Raw genomic sequence first — 18,041 nt, 5'->3', positions numbered from 1 at the left:
TCAAGAAACCGGGTTTCTGTATCAGTCCTAAAATCCTGACAAAGCTCTGTCAATTCGTAATATAGACTAGCACACCCAAATTCCACATCCCTTTCCTTTTGTTGAGTTTTGTAAAGGGTTGGCAAAATTTTTACCCCACACGAGTTGACACCTATGCGGTTATCGACAGTTACCCTTTTAACCTTAGCGGCTTTTGTTGCTCAAGACTCCTCAACTGAGGCGAGTCCTATTCCTAATCAGGCGACAAATGCTTTACCTCATGCTTCCGAGTCGAGTCAAGCTGCTAATCCGGTCGAGATGATGGCATTAACTCCTAGTTTAGCAGTTAGTATTCCCGAAATGATGGAAAGTCCGTCCTTTTCCTCAACGGAATTTTCTACAAAAGATCTTACCTCTGTATCTATCACAAATGTACTTGATCAAACTTGGTTAGCGGAATTGGTTAAAATCAGTAATGGGGAACACCAAAGCCAGATGAAAAGCCCGATTTCGGTTGCACAACTGAGTTCGGGTTCTGCGTTAAATTATGAGTTTAGTCAAACAATTACCTTACTGAATACTTTATTAATTGTTGCCACCTTAGTTCCTAGTATAACAATTTTATTTTTTTGGTTAGTCCGTCGTTTGATTGTTAAAGAAATTGTCACTCAAGCCCAGAAACAATTAAATCATATTGATAATTTAGAAGCCCAATTAAAAGCTTCTAAACAACGGTATCAACAGTTAATTAAAGAATTAGAGTTTCAAATTACAACCGCCCAGGAATCGATTAATTTTTTAAATCGGGAAGCGAAGGTTTCTAAATCTTCTATTGAACAGGTAGAAACCCTCAAATCTCAATTTGTTTTACGTTTACAAGGAATGATTTCTGAGGTTCAAGACCTCAAAGAGAAAACGTTAAAAGAATTAGAAGAAAAAACGAGAGAAACGAAACAATTTATCCTTCCTGAAACTTCCGTTTCGTTGAATGGTTTATCTCCTTCTCCCCATTCAACAGAATCTTTACCTAAAAAATTAGTTGATTCTACTGTTATACAAACAACGAAACCTTCTCAATCTTCTGAATCTATGATTGCGGATGATTATTTGAAAAAAGGGGAAGCTTTCTTACACGAAGGTCAGTTGAATCAGGCTTTAAATTTTTTAGAACAAGCAATTACAACGAATTCCCAGTTAGGGGAAGCTTGGTTTAAAAAAGCAACGATTTTAGGTCGATTACAACGGTATAATGAAGCTTTGATTGCTTATGATGAATATCTAAATTTATACCCTGATAAATATGAAGGTTGGTATAATCGAGGTAATATTTTAGTTCGCTTACAACGATATAACGAAGCTATTGAATCTTATGATCAAGCGATTAAAATTAAACCCGATGATTATGAATCCTGGCATAATCGAGGGGCAATTTTAAGAAAATTTAAACGATTTGATGAAGCTTTAGAATCTTATAATAAAGCTTTAGAAATTTCTCCTAATAAATATGAAATCCTGCACAATCGAGGTAACGTTTTAGCAAAGTTACAACGCTATGAAGAAGCGATCACTTCCTATCAACAAGCTATTAAAATAAATTCTGAAAAATGGGAATTATGGTCAAATCAAGCCAATGCTTTATCAGCTTTAGAACGTTATCAAGAAGCATTAGAATCATTAGAAAAAGCTTTGGATTTAAAACCCTATCATTTTGAATTGTTAAAAAATAAAGGTAATCTTTTAGGGAAATTAAATCGAAATTCAGAAGCTTTAGATGCCTATCAAAAAGCAATACAGATTAAACCGGATAGTTATGAAGCTTGTTTTGAGTATGGAGAAAATTTAGTAAAATTACAACACTATGCAGAAGCTATTACTCTTTATGAACAAGCCATTAATTTAAAACCTGATTCCGCAGCATCCTGGCGTTCTAAAGGAATGTGTTTAGAAAAATTAGAACAATATCCAGAAGCTTTGGCTTCCTATGATGCCGCCCTTTCCTGTCAGTCTGATGATGCAGAAACCTGGCGTTATCGCGGTTCTTTATTATCTAAATTAAAACAATATCCTGAAGCTATTTCATCGTTAGGAAAAGCGATTTCCATTCAAAAAGAACTCAGAACTGCCAAAAATCCTACTATTAGTTTATCTTCCCAACCCGAAGCATTCAATTAATAGTAGGATGGGCTTTGCCCATCAAATCCAACATAGAATAAAATAATAAAGGTTCTTCAGTATCTAGTATGCTAAAGATTTAGTTAAAATGCCAATTCAGTAAACATCTTGCTTGAAAGTTTTTGAAATTTCTGAATCCATAAGCTGAACGTTTAATCAGTTTCAGCTTGTTATTAATTCCCTCCATTACCCCACTGGTTGTTCTATGATCAAAGTAGGCAATAATTTCATCTAGCCATCGAATAATTGTATGAATGACTGTTCGGAAAATACTTTTGAGCTTCATCTAACCACCTCCCTAATTGCCATAATCCCCCTAACCAATCATTGGTTTCCTCAAAAATTTGACGGATTTTTTCTTTGAATTCGTGCAGACTTTTCAGGAGGGGAGAAACTTCTTTCACTTCGGCTAGTTTCTGGCTTTGTTGTTCATTCAAATCTTTATTGATTTTATTAACTATAATTTTAGCATACTAGATACTGAAGAGCCAAATAACTTTAATCGAATGTTGAGCAAGTTGGCGACAGGTTTCAAATCCGATTCCTCGATTTGCACCCGTTACAATAGCAATTTTTGACATAATTTTGCTTTCCCAGGAAATTAAACAGATGGTTTAATTTTAAAGCAGAGTTAATCGATTTTGTCATCTGTCTAAGTAGTCAATCAAAAGTCAAGTTAATAGGGGAGATGAGGAAATATAGCAATCCGTGTAGGATTTGTGAAGAAGTTCTGTAGGGGTTTGGTTTCCAAACCCTCTTTGCGCCTGGGTTTGGTTTCCAAACCCCTACGATAAAATATTACAACCTATTCTATTTAGGGTTGCTATATTTTATGAATTCTCAACTCCTGATAAACCGACCCCATACAACCGTTATTTTAGCCATGAGTGCCGATGGTAAAATTTCTGATGAATGGCGATCGCCTGCTCGATTTGGTTCTGAACAAGATAAACTACATTTAGAACAACAAGTTGCACAAATGGATGGAGTTTTATTCGGTGCTGGAACTTTAAACGCTTATCAAACTACGATTAGAATTACCGATCCTGAATTATTAGAAACCCGAAAACAACAAGGAAAACCGCCTCAACCTGTACAAATTGTGGTGTCTAGTTCAGGAGAGATTAATCCCAATTTTCGTTTTTTTCAACAACCTGTTCCCCATTGGTTATTAACAACAACAAGAGGTCAAGAATTATGGCATAAAACAGCAGGGTTTGAAAAAATTATCATGGCTGACGATAATTTTAATCAAATTAACTGGAGCCTAGCGTTTGAACAATTTCAAGAATTAGGATTAAAACGATTAGGAATATTAGGCGGAGGTCAACTCATTTCTACTTTATTAAAACAAAATTTAATTGATGAATTTTGGTTAACGATTTGTCCGTTAATTTTAGCAGGAAAAAAGTCACCCACTCCCGCCGATGGAGATGGATTTTTATCCTCTGTTGCTCCCCGTTTGCAATTGTTAGAGGTTAAAACTGTTGGTCAGGAAGTGTTTTTACATTATCAAGTAAGTTACACTATCCTACAGGAATAATGCGTCCCTAATCATTCTTGAGACAACATGGTAAAACCCTTAACATCCTCTTATTCTACCCGTTGGATTAATACGGTTGCCGAAGTCCCTCAGACGGCGTGGGATGCCCTTGCTCAACCCTTAATCACGCCCTTTTTTGAGTGGGATTGGTTGCATAATATTGAATCATCAGGAAGTGCGACTGGACGCACAGGTTGGCTACCCCATCATTTAACAGTATGGCGGGATCAACAATTAGTTGGAATTGCACCTTTATATGTTAAAGGGCATAGTCGAGGGGAATTTGTGTTTGATAATCAATGGGCGGATGTTGCCTATCAATTAGGAATTGAATATTATCCCAAACTATTAGGAATGTCGCCCTTTACTCCCGCCGAAGGCTATCGATTTCTGATTGCACCGGGAGAAAATGAAGAAGAAATTACAGAGTTAATGGTGCATTCTATTGATCAATTTTGCATTGGAAATAAAATTTCTGGCTGTAATTTCCTCTATGTTGATCCAGAGTGGAAACCGATGTTAGAAAAGTTTGGTTTTGCCTCTTGGTTGCACCATAGTTATATTTGGCAAAATCAAGGATATCAAACTTTTGATGATTATTTAAAAGGTTTTAATGCCAATCAGCGTCGCAATATTAAGCGGGAACGTAAAGCAGTTAATCAAGCCGGATTACAACTCCAAACCGTTACAGGAGATGAAATTCCTAAAGCCTATTTTTCTCAAATGTATCACTTTTATGCGAGTACCTGTGATAAATTTGGTTGGTGGGGAAGTAAATATTTAACTCGCAAGTTTTTTGAAGAATTACATCATAATTATCGTCATCGGGTGGTATTTGTAGCAGCGTTTGATGATACCAATCAACATCAACCTGTGGGAATGTCTTTTTGTTTAACCAAAAGCGATCGCTTATATGGTCGTTATTGGGGAAGTGTTCAAGATATTGATTGTTTACATTTTGATGCTTGTTATTATTCTCCGATAGAATGGGCAATTAATAACGGGATTTCTATTTTTGATCCGGGTGCTGGTGGTCGTCATAAAAAACGTCGAGGTTTTCCAGCGACACCGAATTATAGTTTACATCGATTTTATGATCAACGGTTGTCTAAAATTTTGCAATCTTATATTGGCAGAATTAACGATATGGAACAACAGGAGATTGATTATATTAATCAGGATTTGCCCTTTAGCAAATAGAAATTTGGTGCGTTGGATAAAATTTAAAAATCTTTACATCTTTTAAATTTAAAAACGCAGCAAATGGCAAGTTAACACTGTAGAGACGTGCTATCTCCCGGGTTGGACGGGTTGGGTTTCTTGGACTAGGAGTGGACTAGGGACAACTTGGTTTTTTGGTGGGGGAGGGAAATCTCTTCTCTCGCGTCCAGACTTGTAGACTGTAACATATAAGGCTTTTAACCCGACAGCGTAGGGGCGAGGCGCGCCTCGCCCCTACAGGGGATTAATAGGGTTGCGAGTTTCCGATAGGGTCAGAAACCGGGTTTCTTAATTGAGCTTTTTGTTAGTAGATCATGTTATGGCAGAAACCCGGTTTCTTGGAGGTGTGGGTAAGGATCTGTCCTATGCTCGATCATGATGTAGATTTAAGATGCGATCGCAAAAAACATCTCCACACTACAAACCTTGGTAAATGTTAATTCTGGGTCTAAAATAAAAATTACCTGTTTTTGGAGACAATATGAATTCTATTGTTCTCGATAATCTTAACCCCGTTGTTTTTGATAAAATCCGTAGTTTAGCTCAAAAGCACAACCGCAGTTTAGAGGATGAAATCAAAGCAATTCTCGCTCAAACAGTGGAAGCAGAAATAACCCCTAAAGTTTCTAAAAGAGCCTATTTTCGCTCTCAACTTGAAGCAGCACGTCAAAAACACGGCAATCAGACTTTTAGTGATAGTGTAGAATTGCTAAGAGAGGATAGAAATCGTTGAGTAAATTTGTTGTTGATGCCAATGTAGCTATCAAATGGGTATTGTCTGAGGTTCATTCGGAAATTGCTCAGTGTCTCTTAGATGATGCCCATGAATTATTAGTCCCTGATTTCTTTTTTTCGGAAATTGGTAACATTCTATGGAAGCGAGTTCGACGAGGAGAAACGACTTTAGAACTCGCTCAAAATGATTTAACTGTTTTAATGGCAGGGGATTTACAAATTTATCCCTCACAGTCTTTAATGCCAATGGCGTTAGAAATTGCTGTCAGAGTTGACCAAGCTGTTTATGATTGTGTTTATCTTTCCTTAGCTGTTATAAATCAATGCCAGATGGTAACAGCAGATGAAAGGTTTTATAATGCAATTTCCAGAGATGTGCTATGTTCCCATCTTTGCTGGATAGAAAATTTTCTCTAATTTAGTAAAGGCTAAATAAAGGAAGTCATCGTCAATTTAAACACCCTGATTAGAGGCTAAAAACTCATGATGGTGCAAACTGTTACTAAAACCTATAGCTTTGAAGACTATCTCAATTATAAAGATGATACGGATCTCAAATATGAACTTTTCAATGGAGAATTAATTCAGATGACTCCCGCAAGTGGATGGCATTCGGATATTATTGATTTTACACAAGAACAATTCAAAATAGAGATCCGCAGATTACAATTAGATTGGGTTGTGCGACCTGGAACAGTGGGAGTCAGAACCGGAATTAGAAAATCTCGCATTCCTGATCTATTAATTATGACAGAAACTCAACGTCAACTTCTGAGGACATTACCCTCAGCTATTCTCGAAGAACCCCCTTTATTTGTGGTTGAAATTGTTAGTCCCAATAACCCCGATGATGATTATCGTTATAAACGTTCAGAATATGCCGCATTAGGCATTCCTGAATATTGGATTATTGACCCCCAAGAATTAAAACTATCAATTTTAACGTTAGTTTCTGGTTTATATGAGGTTATAGAAATGAACCAAAAAGATTCTATAAATTCTATAACTTTTCCTGAATTAAAATTAACTGTTGAACAAATTTTAAATCCTTTTTAGACCTTTTCCCCCTCGTTTTTAGGTTCTACCTAGAAATGAAAAAAGGAGGATCTGCCTCCTGTTATAATATAATAAGATTGGAGGCAGATCCTCAAAATTACCATTCCCATGCAGAGCATGGGAACGAGAAACTAATCAATTAAACGGATAAATTTCTTCTTCCCAACTTGCAGAACTTTCCCCTTTAATTCATCAATAGAATTAAATATTATATCAACTTCAGAAATGCGATCGCCATCTAACTTAACAGATCCGCCTTGAATTTCTCGCCGCGCTTCACTGCTACTTTTACATAACTTACTCGCACTGAGAATATAAAATAACTTAGCCGGAAATTGAATTTCAGCTAAGGAAAACTCAGGAACCGCTTCTGCTGTTTTTGCATCCCCTTGAACTAAGGTTAAAGACGCTTTTTGAGCTTCTAACGCGGCTTCTTTTCCATGAAATTGAGACGCTATTTCTAATCCTAATAATTTTTGCTTGTCTCTAGGATTTTCGGGTAATTGATCAAGGGGAAGATTCGTTAACAGTTCAAAATATTGGTTTAATAAATTATCTTGAACCTTCTCTAATTTAGAATACATCGTTAACGGATCTTCCGATAACGCCACATAATTTCCCAAGGATTTTGACATTTTTTGAACGCCATCCGTCCCAATTAAAATTGGCATTAATAACCCAAATTGAGGTTTCTGTCCAAAATGCCGTTGTAAATCTCGTCCTACTGCTAAATTAAACTTTTGATCCGTGCCCCCGATTTCAATATCCGCTTCCACCGCAACGGAATCATAACCCTGCATTAACGGATAGAGAAATTCATGTAAATAAATGGGATTTTCTTTTTCAAACCGCAGCGCAAAACCTTCTTTTGCTAACATTTGCCCGACGGTCATTGTTCCTAACAATTCCAGAATTTTAGCTAAATCTAATTTCGATAACCATTCCGAGTTATAGCGAATTTCCAACCGTCCGGGGGTGTCAAAATCCAAAATCGGACGCAGTTGTTCTAAATAGGTTTGAGCATTTTTCTGTACATCTTCCGGGGTTAATTGACGGCGGACTTCGGATTTTCCCGTGGGGTCACCAATTCTAGCCGTAAAATCCCCAATAATTAAAACAGCAATATGACCCGCATCTTGAAAAGCGCGTAACTTGCGAATGGGGATACTATGTCCTAAATGAATATCCGACGCAGTGGGATCAATGCCAAATTTAACCCGTAGCGGTCGATTTGTTGTCAATAATCGTTGACCCAAATTCTCATCGGGGTTCCCAGAGCTTATAATTTCAGGAAAAATCTCAGTAATCCCTCGGCGAAGGGGGGGAAAATTTTGTAGAGATATCGCCGATTCCAGTTCTACAGAAGGTTGACTCACAGCCATGATCTTAAAATTCTTTTGCCAATTTAGGGTAAAATCCGTTAACCTTGATCCCGGAATTAAAATTTGATCCGTAACTTCGGGATTCTATCATTTCCCGCCCCATTAGGAGGAGATCTGTTCAACTCAGGCCTAAAGAAATCTGTTTCTAGGGTTTAACTGCGTTATATGCTATCACTGGAAGCTCAAAAAAAGTTAATATTTCTATCTGCAAGCCATAAATGTTCTGTAGCCCTGTTTTCATTGAGGGAGTAAATTAAACGTGTCGTCAACTAACACAATCCCACAGGAGGTTCAGGTCAACAACCCATCAACGTTGTTTGACTTTGTTCAGTCTGTTAGCAAAGTAACTGCCGGAACCTTACTCGGTGTTACGATGTTAACCAGTTCTGTTGTTGCGGGAGGGCTGGTCGGCTTGGCTGTCAGTTTCCGTAATTTGCCGGATGTGCGGGTATTACAGAACTATGTTCCGACAGAAACCACCCATATCTATGATATTAAAGGGGTTCCTCTGGCCAGCCTCCACGATGAAGCCAACCGGGAAGTCGTTTCTCTCAATCAGATTTCTCCCCATCTGAAACGGGCTGTTATAGCGATTGAAGATAGCAATTTTTACTATCACAAGGGAATTAACCCGACGGGGATTGTCCGGGCGTTCATTGCCAATTTAGAAACGGGTTCGACCGTAGAAGGGGGTTCGACCCTGACCATGCAGTTGGTGAAAAACCTGTTTTTATCCCCGAATCGTACCATTAGCCGTAAAGCCGCAGAATCGGTGATGGCGATTCGTTTAGAACAAATTTTATCAAAAGACGAGATTTTAGAACTCTATCTCAATCAAGTCTATTGGGGTCATAACCTCTATGGTGTGGAAACCGCAGCCCAGAGTTATTTTAATAAATCGGCGGCGGATTTAATCTTAGCGGAATCGGCCATGATGGCGGGTCTAATTCCGGCACCGGAAGATTATAGTCCGTTTGTGGATTACAAAAAAGCCAAACAAAGACAGTTAACGGTTTTGAAGCGGATGCGGGAACTTCAGTGGATTACCCCCCAAGAAGAAGCCCAAGCCAAGAAACAAACCTTACTGGTGGGCAAAATTACCTCCTTTAGCAGTAGCCGTCTTCCCTATGTGACGGAAGCTGTTGTTCAGGAACTTTCTGAACGCTTTGGTCGGGAGGCGGTGCTTAAGGGCGGAATGCGAATTCAAACCACCATTGATATGAATTTTCAACGGATGGCAGAAAAAACCATCAGTGAATGGCATGAAAATTTATACTATCAAGGGGTTTATAACAGTTTACAAAATGGCCAAATTGCCCTAGTTTCTATTGACCCCCGTACCCATTTTGTGAAAGCGATGGTGGGGGGGGCTGATTATAAAACCAGTCAGTATAATCGAGCCATTCAAGCCTTGCGTCAACCGGGATCTGCCTTTAAACCCTTTGTTTATTATGCCGCCTTTGCTACAGGCAAATACGGGCCGGATTCAACGGTTTATGATACGCCCGTGAGTTATCCCGATGGCTATGGCTATTATTCCCCGCAAAACTACGGAGGTGGTTTCTCTGGGGCGGTGAGTATTCGTACAGCCTTAGAACATTCCTTGAATGTTCCGGCGGTTAAACTGGGTCAAGAGGTGGGACTTAATCAAGTGATTGAAGTGTGTCGAGTCCTAGGGATTAAGAGCCCGATTGAACCCGTTGTGTCTCTACCTTTGGGTTCGGTGGATTTAACGCCGATGGAAATGGCTGGAGCTTATGCCACCTTTGCCAATGATGGCTGGCACTCTGACCCGACCTTTATTGTCCAAGTTACCGATAGTCAAGGCAATATTTTATTGGATAATACCCCGAAACCTCGATTAGTCTTGGATCAATGGGCTGTGGCGTCTCTCAATAGTGTGCTACAAGGGGTGATTAATAGCGGGACAGCGACTCGTGCCCAAATCGGACGTCCGGCGGCGGGAAAAACGGGGACAACCTCTTCTGAACGGGATATCTGGTTTGTTGGGTATACTCCCGATTTAGCAACGGCTGTTTGGGTGGGCAATGATGACTATACTCCCCTAACCTATGGGGCAACGGGAGGAACCATTGTGGCTCCGATCTGGCGTGACTTTATGTTACAAGCGTTAGATGGCAAACCCGCCACTTCTTTTAAACCGGCTTCGGCTTATAGCAAACCTTAATTCAGAATCCAGTTCAGCTTTTAGTAAACCCAGAGAGGGAAACAATTTTTCCCCTGAGAAGAGTACAATAAAAGCAACACCCCCTGCTTAAGAAGTGGGTATCTGTTGCTATGGGAATAAGCTAAAAGGTTTTCCCTAGACAATTGGAGTGATGGGTCTGTGGGAAATGACGCTGATTAGCTATTCCCAAAGATTAAAAGTTTTTATGCGTTAGGATCTAATTTTTTATGGAAAAGAATACATTTTCTTCGCCCAATACCGCTCAGAAAGTGGAAGTTTCAATCCACATTGACTCGGAGTTACTCAATCAAATTAAACATCTGACGAATGATCCGAGTAAGGTGATTGAAACAGCCCTGCGTCAATGGCTTAGAGGAGAGCGTCCAGAGGATGAACTGGCCTTGACACTCCAGCGAAATCCCCCGATTCCACCCCGAGGGGAATGGAACGATTAAAATAGAATCCCTGATCCATCAGGATTTTGTGATTGGGGTGTCTTAAATTCTCAATAGAAGATTTAGGGCAATCGCTGTATATAGTTGAGCAGGAGGCGCGGCTAAACGCTTCGATGTTGGATGATTCAGTTAACACAGTAGTCGCGGATGCCAATGGACTTAGACAGGAACTCTCAGTTTGCAAGTTCAACTTCGGCTGACCCGATTTGGCAACAGTTGGGTACTGATCTGGTTTTTATTCAAAATGCCGAAGGTCGGTATTTATCGTTTTATTGGCAACGACAGGATCGCTATCCGTTAGCGACGGATCAAATTATCGGTTCATCCATGGGGGAGTTGTTTAAACCTGTTGTAATTGCTCCCTATGAAGATCGAATTCGCCGCGTTTTGAGTAGTTTAATTCCAGAACGATTTGTTTATTCTTTTTCCTACGAAGAACAATATATTCCTTTAGAATTAATTATGAGTCCCATTTTAGTGTCGAATGGGATACCGAATCGGGTCTTGGTGATGGGATGTCTTCTGGAACAACCGGAAGAAGATATGGATGTGGATATGGCGGAGATTGTTGCTTATCGTTCCTTACCGTCAAATTTGGATATTTCTCAAAAAATGTTGATTCAAATTGCAGGAACGATGTGTCGGACGGTTTCTCCCAGTTCTCATATTTATCAAACCTTATTAAGCCAAATTGCTCAAAAAATTCGTCGCACCTTAGATTTAAAACAAATTTGGCAACAAACCGTTAATAGTTTAGGGCAAGTTTTAGGGGTCAGTCGTTGTATTTTATGTCCCTATCGAGGCGAAAAAGAAGATCATTGGAACTTGCAAGAAACTCAAGTGGTGGCTGAATATCGCCTCGAAGAATTTCCGATGATGTTGGGTTTAGATCTGGAAATTGCTAAGGAATTAGGATGGACACAAGCTTTAGCAACCTTAGAACCTGTTGTGGTCGAACGTACCTCTCCTGATCATGATCCTTATCAACGGCATTCGATTTTAGTGGTGGCGACTTCTTATCAAGATCAACCGAATGGAATTATTAGTTTACAACAGTGCGATCGCTTCCGACAATGGACATCGGCGGAAGTGGAATTTATTCGTGAATTAGCGACTCATGTGGGAACCGCAATTGCTCACGCCACTCTTTATCAAGAGCTAGAAGAAGCTCGGATGGAAGCTGTGGCTCTTTCCCGATTAAAAAGTGAATTTTTAGCGAATACGTCTCATGAATTACGCACGCCTCTGAATGGAATTATTGGGTTTTTAAAGTTGGTTTTAGATGGGATGGTTGATGATCCTAAAGAAGAAGAAGAATTTATTCAAGAAGCTCACCGAGCCGCTTTACATTTATTAAATTTAATTAATGATGTTTTAGATATTGCTAAAATTGAAGCGGGGAGAATGGAAATTGACTTAGCTTTAATTAAAGTCAATGAACTTTTAGAAGAAATTGAACATTTTACCCGGGCGCAAGTGCAACAAAAAGGATTAACTTTTACGGTTAAAAAAGCCGATTATGAAGAGGAAGTTATTATCTATGGAAATTATCAACGGTTATTACAAGTCATGTTAAATTTAGTCGGAAATGCGATTAAATTTACCCATGAAGGGGGAATTAATATTAGTTTGGGAATTCTTAAACAAACCGTTGTGTTTCAAAATCGAGAGTTTCCGGGAGTTGTTGAATTTCGGGTGGCGGATACGGGAATTGGGGTTCCCATTGAAAAACAAGATCGATTATTTAAAGCTTTTTCTCAAGTTGATGGAGGCTATACCCGCCAATATGGAGGAACGGGTTTAGGGTTAGTGATTTCACAGAAATTAATCCAAACTATGGGAGGAACGGTTAAGTTTTATAGTCTGGGTGAAGGGTTAGGATCAACTGTAACCTTTACTGTTCCCCTCTATCAGGAACCTTGGAATATGAGTCATTAATTAAAAATTGAGGTGTTGACTGATTTAATATTTCCGTGCGGTCAGAAAATAAGTCAGCATTTCGCCTTTTCCTTTAATATCAATTAACCCTCGTTCTTCAAATATATATTTATCTTTTAAACGTTCATAGGTGGCGACGGTAACTTGAATTTTTCCTGCGATTCCATGGGATTCCATGCGATTTGCTGTATTAACAGTATCTCCCCATAAATCATAAGTAAACTTTTTTGTTCCAATCACTCCCGCTTCCACTGCGCCTGTATTAATTCCGGTTCGCATTTGTACAGGTTCATTGCCTTGGAGATGAAATTGACCGATAATATTTTGCATATCTAAAGCCATATTAGCGATCGCTTCAGCATGATCATCCCGTGGCGTGGGTAGTCCGCCAACCACCATATAAGCATCCCCAATGGTTTTAATTTTCTCTAATTCATATTTTTCGGCTAATTCATCAAAAGCCGAAAAAATTTCATTCAGAATTTCGACTAATTGAGCCGGGGATAAATTAGCCGATAATTTTGTAAAATTAACAATATCTGCAAATAAAACCGTCACATCTGCAAAGCTATCCGCAATTGTGCTTTCACCTCGTTTTAACCGTTGAGCGATCGCTTCGGGCAAAATATTTAATAATAATCGTTCTGATTTTTCCTGTTCTTCCGCTAATTTTTTTAAATAAGCTTGTTCTTGATCCCTTAATCGTTTCTTTTCTAAACAAGCATTAATTCGAGCTTTTAATAAAACCGGATTAAAAGGTTTTGATAAATAATCTTCCGCGCCTAATTCAATACAACGCACAATACTATCAATATCATTAACCGCCGAAATCATCACCACCGGAATATGACGCAAAGCCGGATCAGCTTTCAAGGTTTCTAACACCTGATAACCATTCATCTGAGGCATCATAATATCCAACAACACCAAATCCAGGGACATTGAACCCATCAGTTCCAACGCTTCAAAACCATTAGAAGCCACTGTCACCCCATAACCTTGACGCTGGAGTCGTTTGGCCAGCAGATCACGGTTCACTTCATTATCATCAACAATTAGTACACGATCCGGTTCAGCGTCCATCTCTATTCGTGACTCCTACGCTCGTTTTGGGATAGTAACAACGAGTGCCAAGCCTCCAACTAGGGTTTTCATATCATCAACAGAGTTGACACTCCCTGCGCGAAAGCGACAAACAGCACAGGACGGGATAAAATCCGAGCGTTAACCCAATGAAATTTAAGCTCAGGGTGCAGGTGCTTTCTTTAAGCAGAGTTCTATTTTTTCCAACAGACGGGGAAATTCCACTGGTTTAGTATCATAATCATCACATCCAGCTTTTAAACATTTTTCGCGATCGCCAGCCATAGCATGGGCTGTGAGTGCAATTACAGGAATTCCCTTGGTTTTGGCATCAGCTTTAATTTGTCGAGTGGCTTCCCAACCATCCATCACCGGTAAACTCATATCCATGAGGATTAAATCGGGCATCACAGCACGGGCTTGTTCCACACCTTCTGCACCATCGACGGCAATAAAGACCTGATAATCTTTTCGCATTAAACGCCGTTTGAGCATATCCCGATTCATTTCATTATCTTCAACTAATAAAATCTTTACCATGATTCGATCTCAACGTTGATAGTTTAGCGTTAGAATTCTCACGATTTAGAACTTAAGGGGGACTGTTTCAGGCTGGCATTTAACAGGATATGAATTTCTCGTAAAAGATCTTCACAGCTATAACTGCCTTTCTGAAGAATCTGCTCCACATAGCCTCGCAATAGTACCCATTCTGTGGGGGTTAATTCAGCCGCCGTTAGGACGATAATCGGGATATTTGCCCACTGATCTGTTCTGTGAAGGTCATGAATTAACTCAAAACCACTTTTTTCAGGGAGGACTAAATCGAGCAAAATCAGTTTAGGGGCTGACTGTTGAATCAGTTGCAAAGCCTCCTGACCATTTCCGGCTTCTTGGACAATCCAGCCCTGTCGCTGTAATAACCCCCGTAATAGTTGTCGGGTAGCGAGATCATCTTCGACCACTAAAATATGATCAGCCACAGGAACCAGATCCCGTTTACGATCCGGGTGATACTTACTCAACAAAGCACTCAGGCGCTTACCATCAAACGGTTTGGTCAAATAGTCCGATGCACCAAGAGCAAAACCTCGATTTTTGTTGCTGATGAACGACAGCACAATCACAGGAATCTCAGCGAGATCTGGATCAGCCTTTAATGTCGATAATACCGTCCAACCGTCCATTTTCGGCAAAATTATATCTAATATAATGGCATCGGGACGCTGCTGCTGGACACGAGCGAGTCCTTCTTCCCCCGTTGCTGCGGTTTCTACCCGCAGTCCTTCCCGAATCAGCGATCGCTCAATTAAATCCCGGGTATTGGGATCATCATCAATCACTAACACGGTAATTGAGGGCTGATTCACGAGTTCAGGGGGGTCATCCAGAATGATATCGATTTCCCCTAGAGCGTCAATGTCTTCGACGGTGGCTTCTAAATTCGGATATTCTGACCCTTTGAATGGAGATTGAACCAACAAAGGTAAATAAATGGTAAAGGTGGAACCTTTGCCTAATGCACTGTCAACGGCGATATGGCCTTGCATCATTTGACAAAAGCGTTGACTAATGGTAAGCCCTAACCCGGTTCCCCCATAGCGGCGAGTGGTAGACGCATCCCCTTGGGTAAAGGGTTGAAACAATTGTTTTTGTTGTTCGGGGGTAATTCCAATTCCGGTATCTTGTACTTGAAACTGAATATAATTGACATCATCCGATGGTGGATCAAGGGATAAATCATTGTCCCGAACCCGCTCAAAGGGCAGGGTTTGGGCGCGACTAATATTCAGGGTAATTTCACCTTCCGAGGTGAATTTAGCCGCATTACTAAGTAGGTTCAACAACACCTGTCGAACTTTTGTTAAATCAGCGTGCATGGTGTCAGGCGCATCGGGGGCATAGTAAACGTTTAAACTATTTCTATTTTGATCGACTAGAGGTTTAGCTGTTGTGACAATGCTCTCAATTAACATGGAAATTTGAAAGGTTTCCAAATACAAATCCATGCGTCCGGCTTCAATTTTAGAAATATCTAAAATATCGTTAATCAACGCTAATAAGTTGCGTCCGGCGGTGCGAATCCGATCTAAATCGGGGACAATATCGCCATAACCGGAGTCTCCTGCTTCCTCTGCTAAAATCTCACTATAGCCAATAATAGCGTTGAGTGGGGTGCGAAGTTCATGGCTCATATTCGCTAAAAAGGTACTTTTAGCTCGGTTAGCAGCAACAGCTTCTTCTTTCGCTTGTTTTAAGGCTTCGGCGGCGCGTTTACTCTCAGTAATATCTTCAATTGTACCTTCAAAACATAGTAATTGTCCGGTTTGATCCCGAACCGCACGGGCGTTTTCTGAGATCCAAATCATGGTTCCATCTTGACGATAGACTTGGGATTCAAAGCCGGATACAGAATGATTGGCTTGAATTTCTGCGATAAATTCGGCTCGACGCTGGGGATTTACATATAATTGATGATTAATATCCGTAATAGTTTCTAATAAATCTTCGGGAGAATTATAACCTAAAATTCTCGCTAAGGCTGGGTTAGCACTAATATATCGTCCTTCTAGGGTGGTTTGACAAATACCTTCGGCTGCATTTTCAAAAATACTCCGATATTTGGCTTCTGTTTGTCGCAGAAATTCTTCTGTTTGTTTGCGTTCAATCGCATTAGAAAACATTTCTCCGACCATTTTCAACAGTGCAATACTATCCGATGACCAGGTATAACTCGAATGAATGGAATCAAACCGCAAAAATCCGACAATAGACCGACGACAGACTAAGGGAACTAAAATAATGGATTGAATTTGAGGTAAACTATCGGTTTCTGAATAATAGGATAAATCTGAAACGGGATGAAACTGCTGTAAATATTTTAAATCCTTGAGGGCTTCTGGAGGTAAATCTTGAACAGCAAGATAAATATTTTCATAGCGATTGAGTTGTCGTTCTAACCAAGGAATATCAGCCCCATAAAGTTTAGAATAGGAAATTTTCTTGAGCAAATCTGTTAATTTTGAAGGAGGTTGGGAACGCTGGTATGGCGTTTTTATTGCCAACCACTGATAAATCGAATTCATCTGGATTTCTTGCTCGGCAAATAAATATAAATAGCTTTGTTCTACCCCAATAAAGGTACTAATCCGTTGTAAGGCTTGTTGAATTCCATGTTCAATTTCATCCGTTGTTAAACTAATAAAATGAGTCGATAAATTAGTAATCAGTTGTTCAAATTCAACCCGATATTGCAGAGCTTTTTCGACTCGTTTGCGTTGGGTAATATCTCGAAAACTCCAGACTCTTCCGACTAATTTTTCTCCCATTTGGGAGGGATGGGAATATAACTCAAAAATTCGCCCATCTTTGAACTCCACCACATCATAAGTCGGGGTATGGGGTTCCGAAGATAACTGCATCACGGTTTTGAGAAATCGAGGCGGATCTTTTAATTGTCTTAACACAAAGGCTAAGACTGATTGATCATGGGGTGGCTTTAATAATCCAGGGGGAACTTGCCACATTTCCACGAATTTTTGATTAAAATTTAAAACTTTTCCCGTGCGATCAACTGCTAAAATTCCTGCATCTGTTGAATCAAAAGTAGCTTGTAATAAAGAGATGGATCGTTCCGCTTCTAATTGAGCTTGTTTGCGTTCGGTAATATCTAAAAAAACCAAGGCGGCTCCGACAAAAGTATTTTGTTCTAAAATCGGTGTTAATACATAGGAAACGGGTAAAATATTGCCATCAGCACAGATAAATTGATCATCGCTGGATTTGATCGGTTCCAGCAGGGAAGCTAACCCTGTAGCGGAAGCAGCAGCCAGCCGTTGAAACGGATTGAGAGATAATCGAGAACGGGCTCCGATGCGGTCTAAAATGGAGTTTCCGACTAATTCGGCTTCTGACCATCCCAACAGTCTTTCCGCTTCGGGATTCATGGATAATAAACAGCCCTGGGGATCTAGGATACACAATCCAGCACCCAAGGAACTAATGACCGAGCGCAGTCGATCCCGTTCCGCTTGTAAACGAGCTTCCGACTCCTGACTTTGCTGGTTATACAACTCTAACAATTCCCTGGAGGACAGGGTAAGGGAACGCTCCATCAAATAGCGTTCTTGATCAGCTTCCTTGTAGCTGCGGCTGACACGTTCCAGAAATTCTTCCCATGTAGCGATATCCACCGGAGGAGTCTGCGGATCAAGACCCAGGCGTCTGAGTTGGCGTTGGAGCGCATAGTGCATAGAATCTTAAGAGTGAAGAAGTCAGGATGCAACCAT

At 40.0% G+C, this 18,041-nt stretch carries 14 protein-coding genes and 1 pseudogene; 9 read left to right on the top strand and 6 right to left on the bottom strand.

Going from position 1 to position 18,041, the window contains the following annotated elements; translation table 11 throughout:
* The first annotated feature begins 153 nt into the window (after positions 1 to 153).
* A complete protein-coding gene (locus tag H6G57_RS04785) occupies positions 154 to 2,151 on the top strand; it encodes a tetratricopeptide repeat protein (RefSeq protein ID WP_190516482.1) in 1,998 nt (665 codons plus the stop codon).
* 79 nt (positions 2,152 to 2,230) lie between these two features.
* Here the strand turns inward: H6G57_RS04785 and H6G57_RS28855 are convergent.
* Positions 2,231 to 2,555 (bottom strand): annotated as a pseudogene (locus tag H6G57_RS28855) (transposase).
* 69 nt (positions 2,556 to 2,624) lie between these two features.
* Positions 2,625 to 2,732, bottom strand: a complete 108-nt coding sequence (locus tag H6G57_RS04770; protein WP_199313985.1) for an SDR family NAD(P)-dependent oxidoreductase — start codon at positions 2,730 to 2,732, stop codon at positions 2,625 to 2,627.
* Between the two features lie 251 nt (positions 2,733 to 2,983).
* Between H6G57_RS04770 and H6G57_RS04765 the strand changes: the two genes are divergently transcribed.
* From H6G57_RS04765 to H6G57_RS04745, 5 genes are all read left to right on the top strand, one after another.
* Positions 2,984 to 3,694 carry a dihydrofolate reductase family protein gene (locus H6G57_RS04765; RefSeq protein ID WP_190516477.1) on the top strand — a complete coding sequence of 237 codons (711 nt, stop codon included), beginning with the start codon at positions 2,984 to 2,986 and terminating at the stop codon, positions 3,692 to 3,694.
* Positions 3,695 to 3,721: 27 nt separating this feature from the next.
* Positions 3,722 to 4,894 (top strand): GNAT family N-acetyltransferase, encoded by a 1,173-nt coding sequence (locus H6G57_RS04760; RefSeq protein WP_190516475.1) that lies wholly within the window; start codon positions 3,722 to 3,724, stop codon positions 4,892 to 4,894.
* A gap of 502 nt (positions 4,895 to 5,396) precedes the next feature.
* Complete coding sequence (locus H6G57_RS04755; protein WP_190516474.1) at positions 5,397 to 5,648, top strand: hypothetical protein; 252 nt, start codon at positions 5,397 to 5,399, stop codon at positions 5,646 to 5,648.
* On the top strand, positions 5,645 to 6,067 hold the full coding sequence (locus H6G57_RS04750) for a type II toxin-antitoxin system VapC family toxin (protein WP_190516472.1): 423 nt from the start codon (positions 5,645 to 5,647) through the stop codon (positions 6,065 to 6,067). Before H6G57_RS04755 ends, H6G57_RS04750 begins: the two co-directional genes overlap by 4 nt.
* A 66-nt stretch (positions 6,068 to 6,133) precedes the next feature.
* On the top strand, positions 6,134 to 6,706 hold the full coding sequence (locus H6G57_RS04745) for a Uma2 family endonuclease (RefSeq protein ID WP_242048868.1): 573 nt from the start codon (positions 6,134 to 6,136) through the stop codon (positions 6,704 to 6,706).
* 131 nt (positions 6,707 to 6,837) lie between these two features.
* On the opposite strand, the gene tyrS is transcribed toward H6G57_RS04745, so the two are convergent.
* Positions 6,838 to 8,088, bottom strand: coding sequence for a tyrosine--tRNA ligase (tyrS, locus tag H6G57_RS04740; protein ID WP_190516470.1), 1,251 nt, complete (start codon positions 8,086 to 8,088; stop codon positions 6,838 to 6,840).
* A 373-nt stretch (positions 8,089 to 8,461) separates the two neighbouring features.
* Between tyrS and H6G57_RS04735 the strand changes: the two genes are divergently transcribed.
* The 3 genes from H6G57_RS04735 (at position 8,462) to H6G57_RS04725 (ending at position 12,669) form a co-directional block, all read left to right on the top strand.
* Positions 8,462 to 10,276: a transglycosylase domain-containing protein gene (locus tag H6G57_RS04735; RefSeq protein ID WP_190516824.1), complete on the top strand. Its 1,815-nt coding sequence runs from the start codon at positions 8,462 to 8,464 to the stop codon at positions 10,274 to 10,276.
* A gap of 227 nt (positions 10,277 to 10,503) precedes the next feature.
* A complete protein-coding gene (locus tag H6G57_RS04730) occupies positions 10,504 to 10,731 on the top strand; it encodes a type II toxin-antitoxin system CcdA family antitoxin (protein ID WP_190516469.1) in 228 nt (75 codons plus the stop codon).
* Positions 10,732 to 10,878: 147 nt separating this feature from the next.
* Positions 10,879 to 12,669, top strand: coding sequence for an ATP-binding protein (locus tag H6G57_RS04725; protein ID WP_375539505.1), 1,791 nt, complete (start codon positions 10,879 to 10,881; stop codon positions 12,667 to 12,669).
* Between the two features lie 24 nt (positions 12,670 to 12,693).
* Here the strand turns inward: H6G57_RS04725 and H6G57_RS04720 are convergent, their stop codons facing one another.
* The 3 genes from H6G57_RS04720 to H6G57_RS04710 form a co-directional block, all read right to left on the bottom strand.
* Complete coding sequence (locus H6G57_RS04720; protein WP_072722192.1) at positions 12,694 to 13,752, bottom strand: adenylate/guanylate cyclase domain-containing protein; 1,059 nt, start codon at positions 13,750 to 13,752, stop codon at positions 12,694 to 12,696.
* A gap of 162 nt (positions 13,753 to 13,914) precedes the next feature.
* Positions 13,915 to 14,292, bottom strand: coding sequence for a response regulator (locus H6G57_RS04715; protein ID WP_190516467.1), 378 nt, complete (start codon positions 14,290 to 14,292; stop codon positions 13,915 to 13,917).
* A gap of 38 nt (positions 14,293 to 14,330) precedes the next feature.
* The gene (locus H6G57_RS04710; protein ID WP_190516465.1) at positions 14,331 to 18,005 is read right to left on the bottom strand and encodes a PAS domain S-box protein; all 3,675 of its coding nucleotides are present in this window, start codon (positions 18,003 to 18,005) and stop codon (positions 14,331 to 14,333) included.
* Positions 18,006 to 18,041: the final 36 nt, after the last annotated feature.

Origin of the sequence: Planktothrix sp. FACHB-1365 (genome assembly GCF_014697575.1) — a bacterium.
In the GTDB taxonomy this organism is placed as follows: Bacteria; Cyanobacteriota; Cyanobacteriia; order Cyanobacteriales; family Microcoleaceae; genus Planktothrix.
This window is presented reverse-complemented; position numbering and strand designations above follow the sequence as displayed.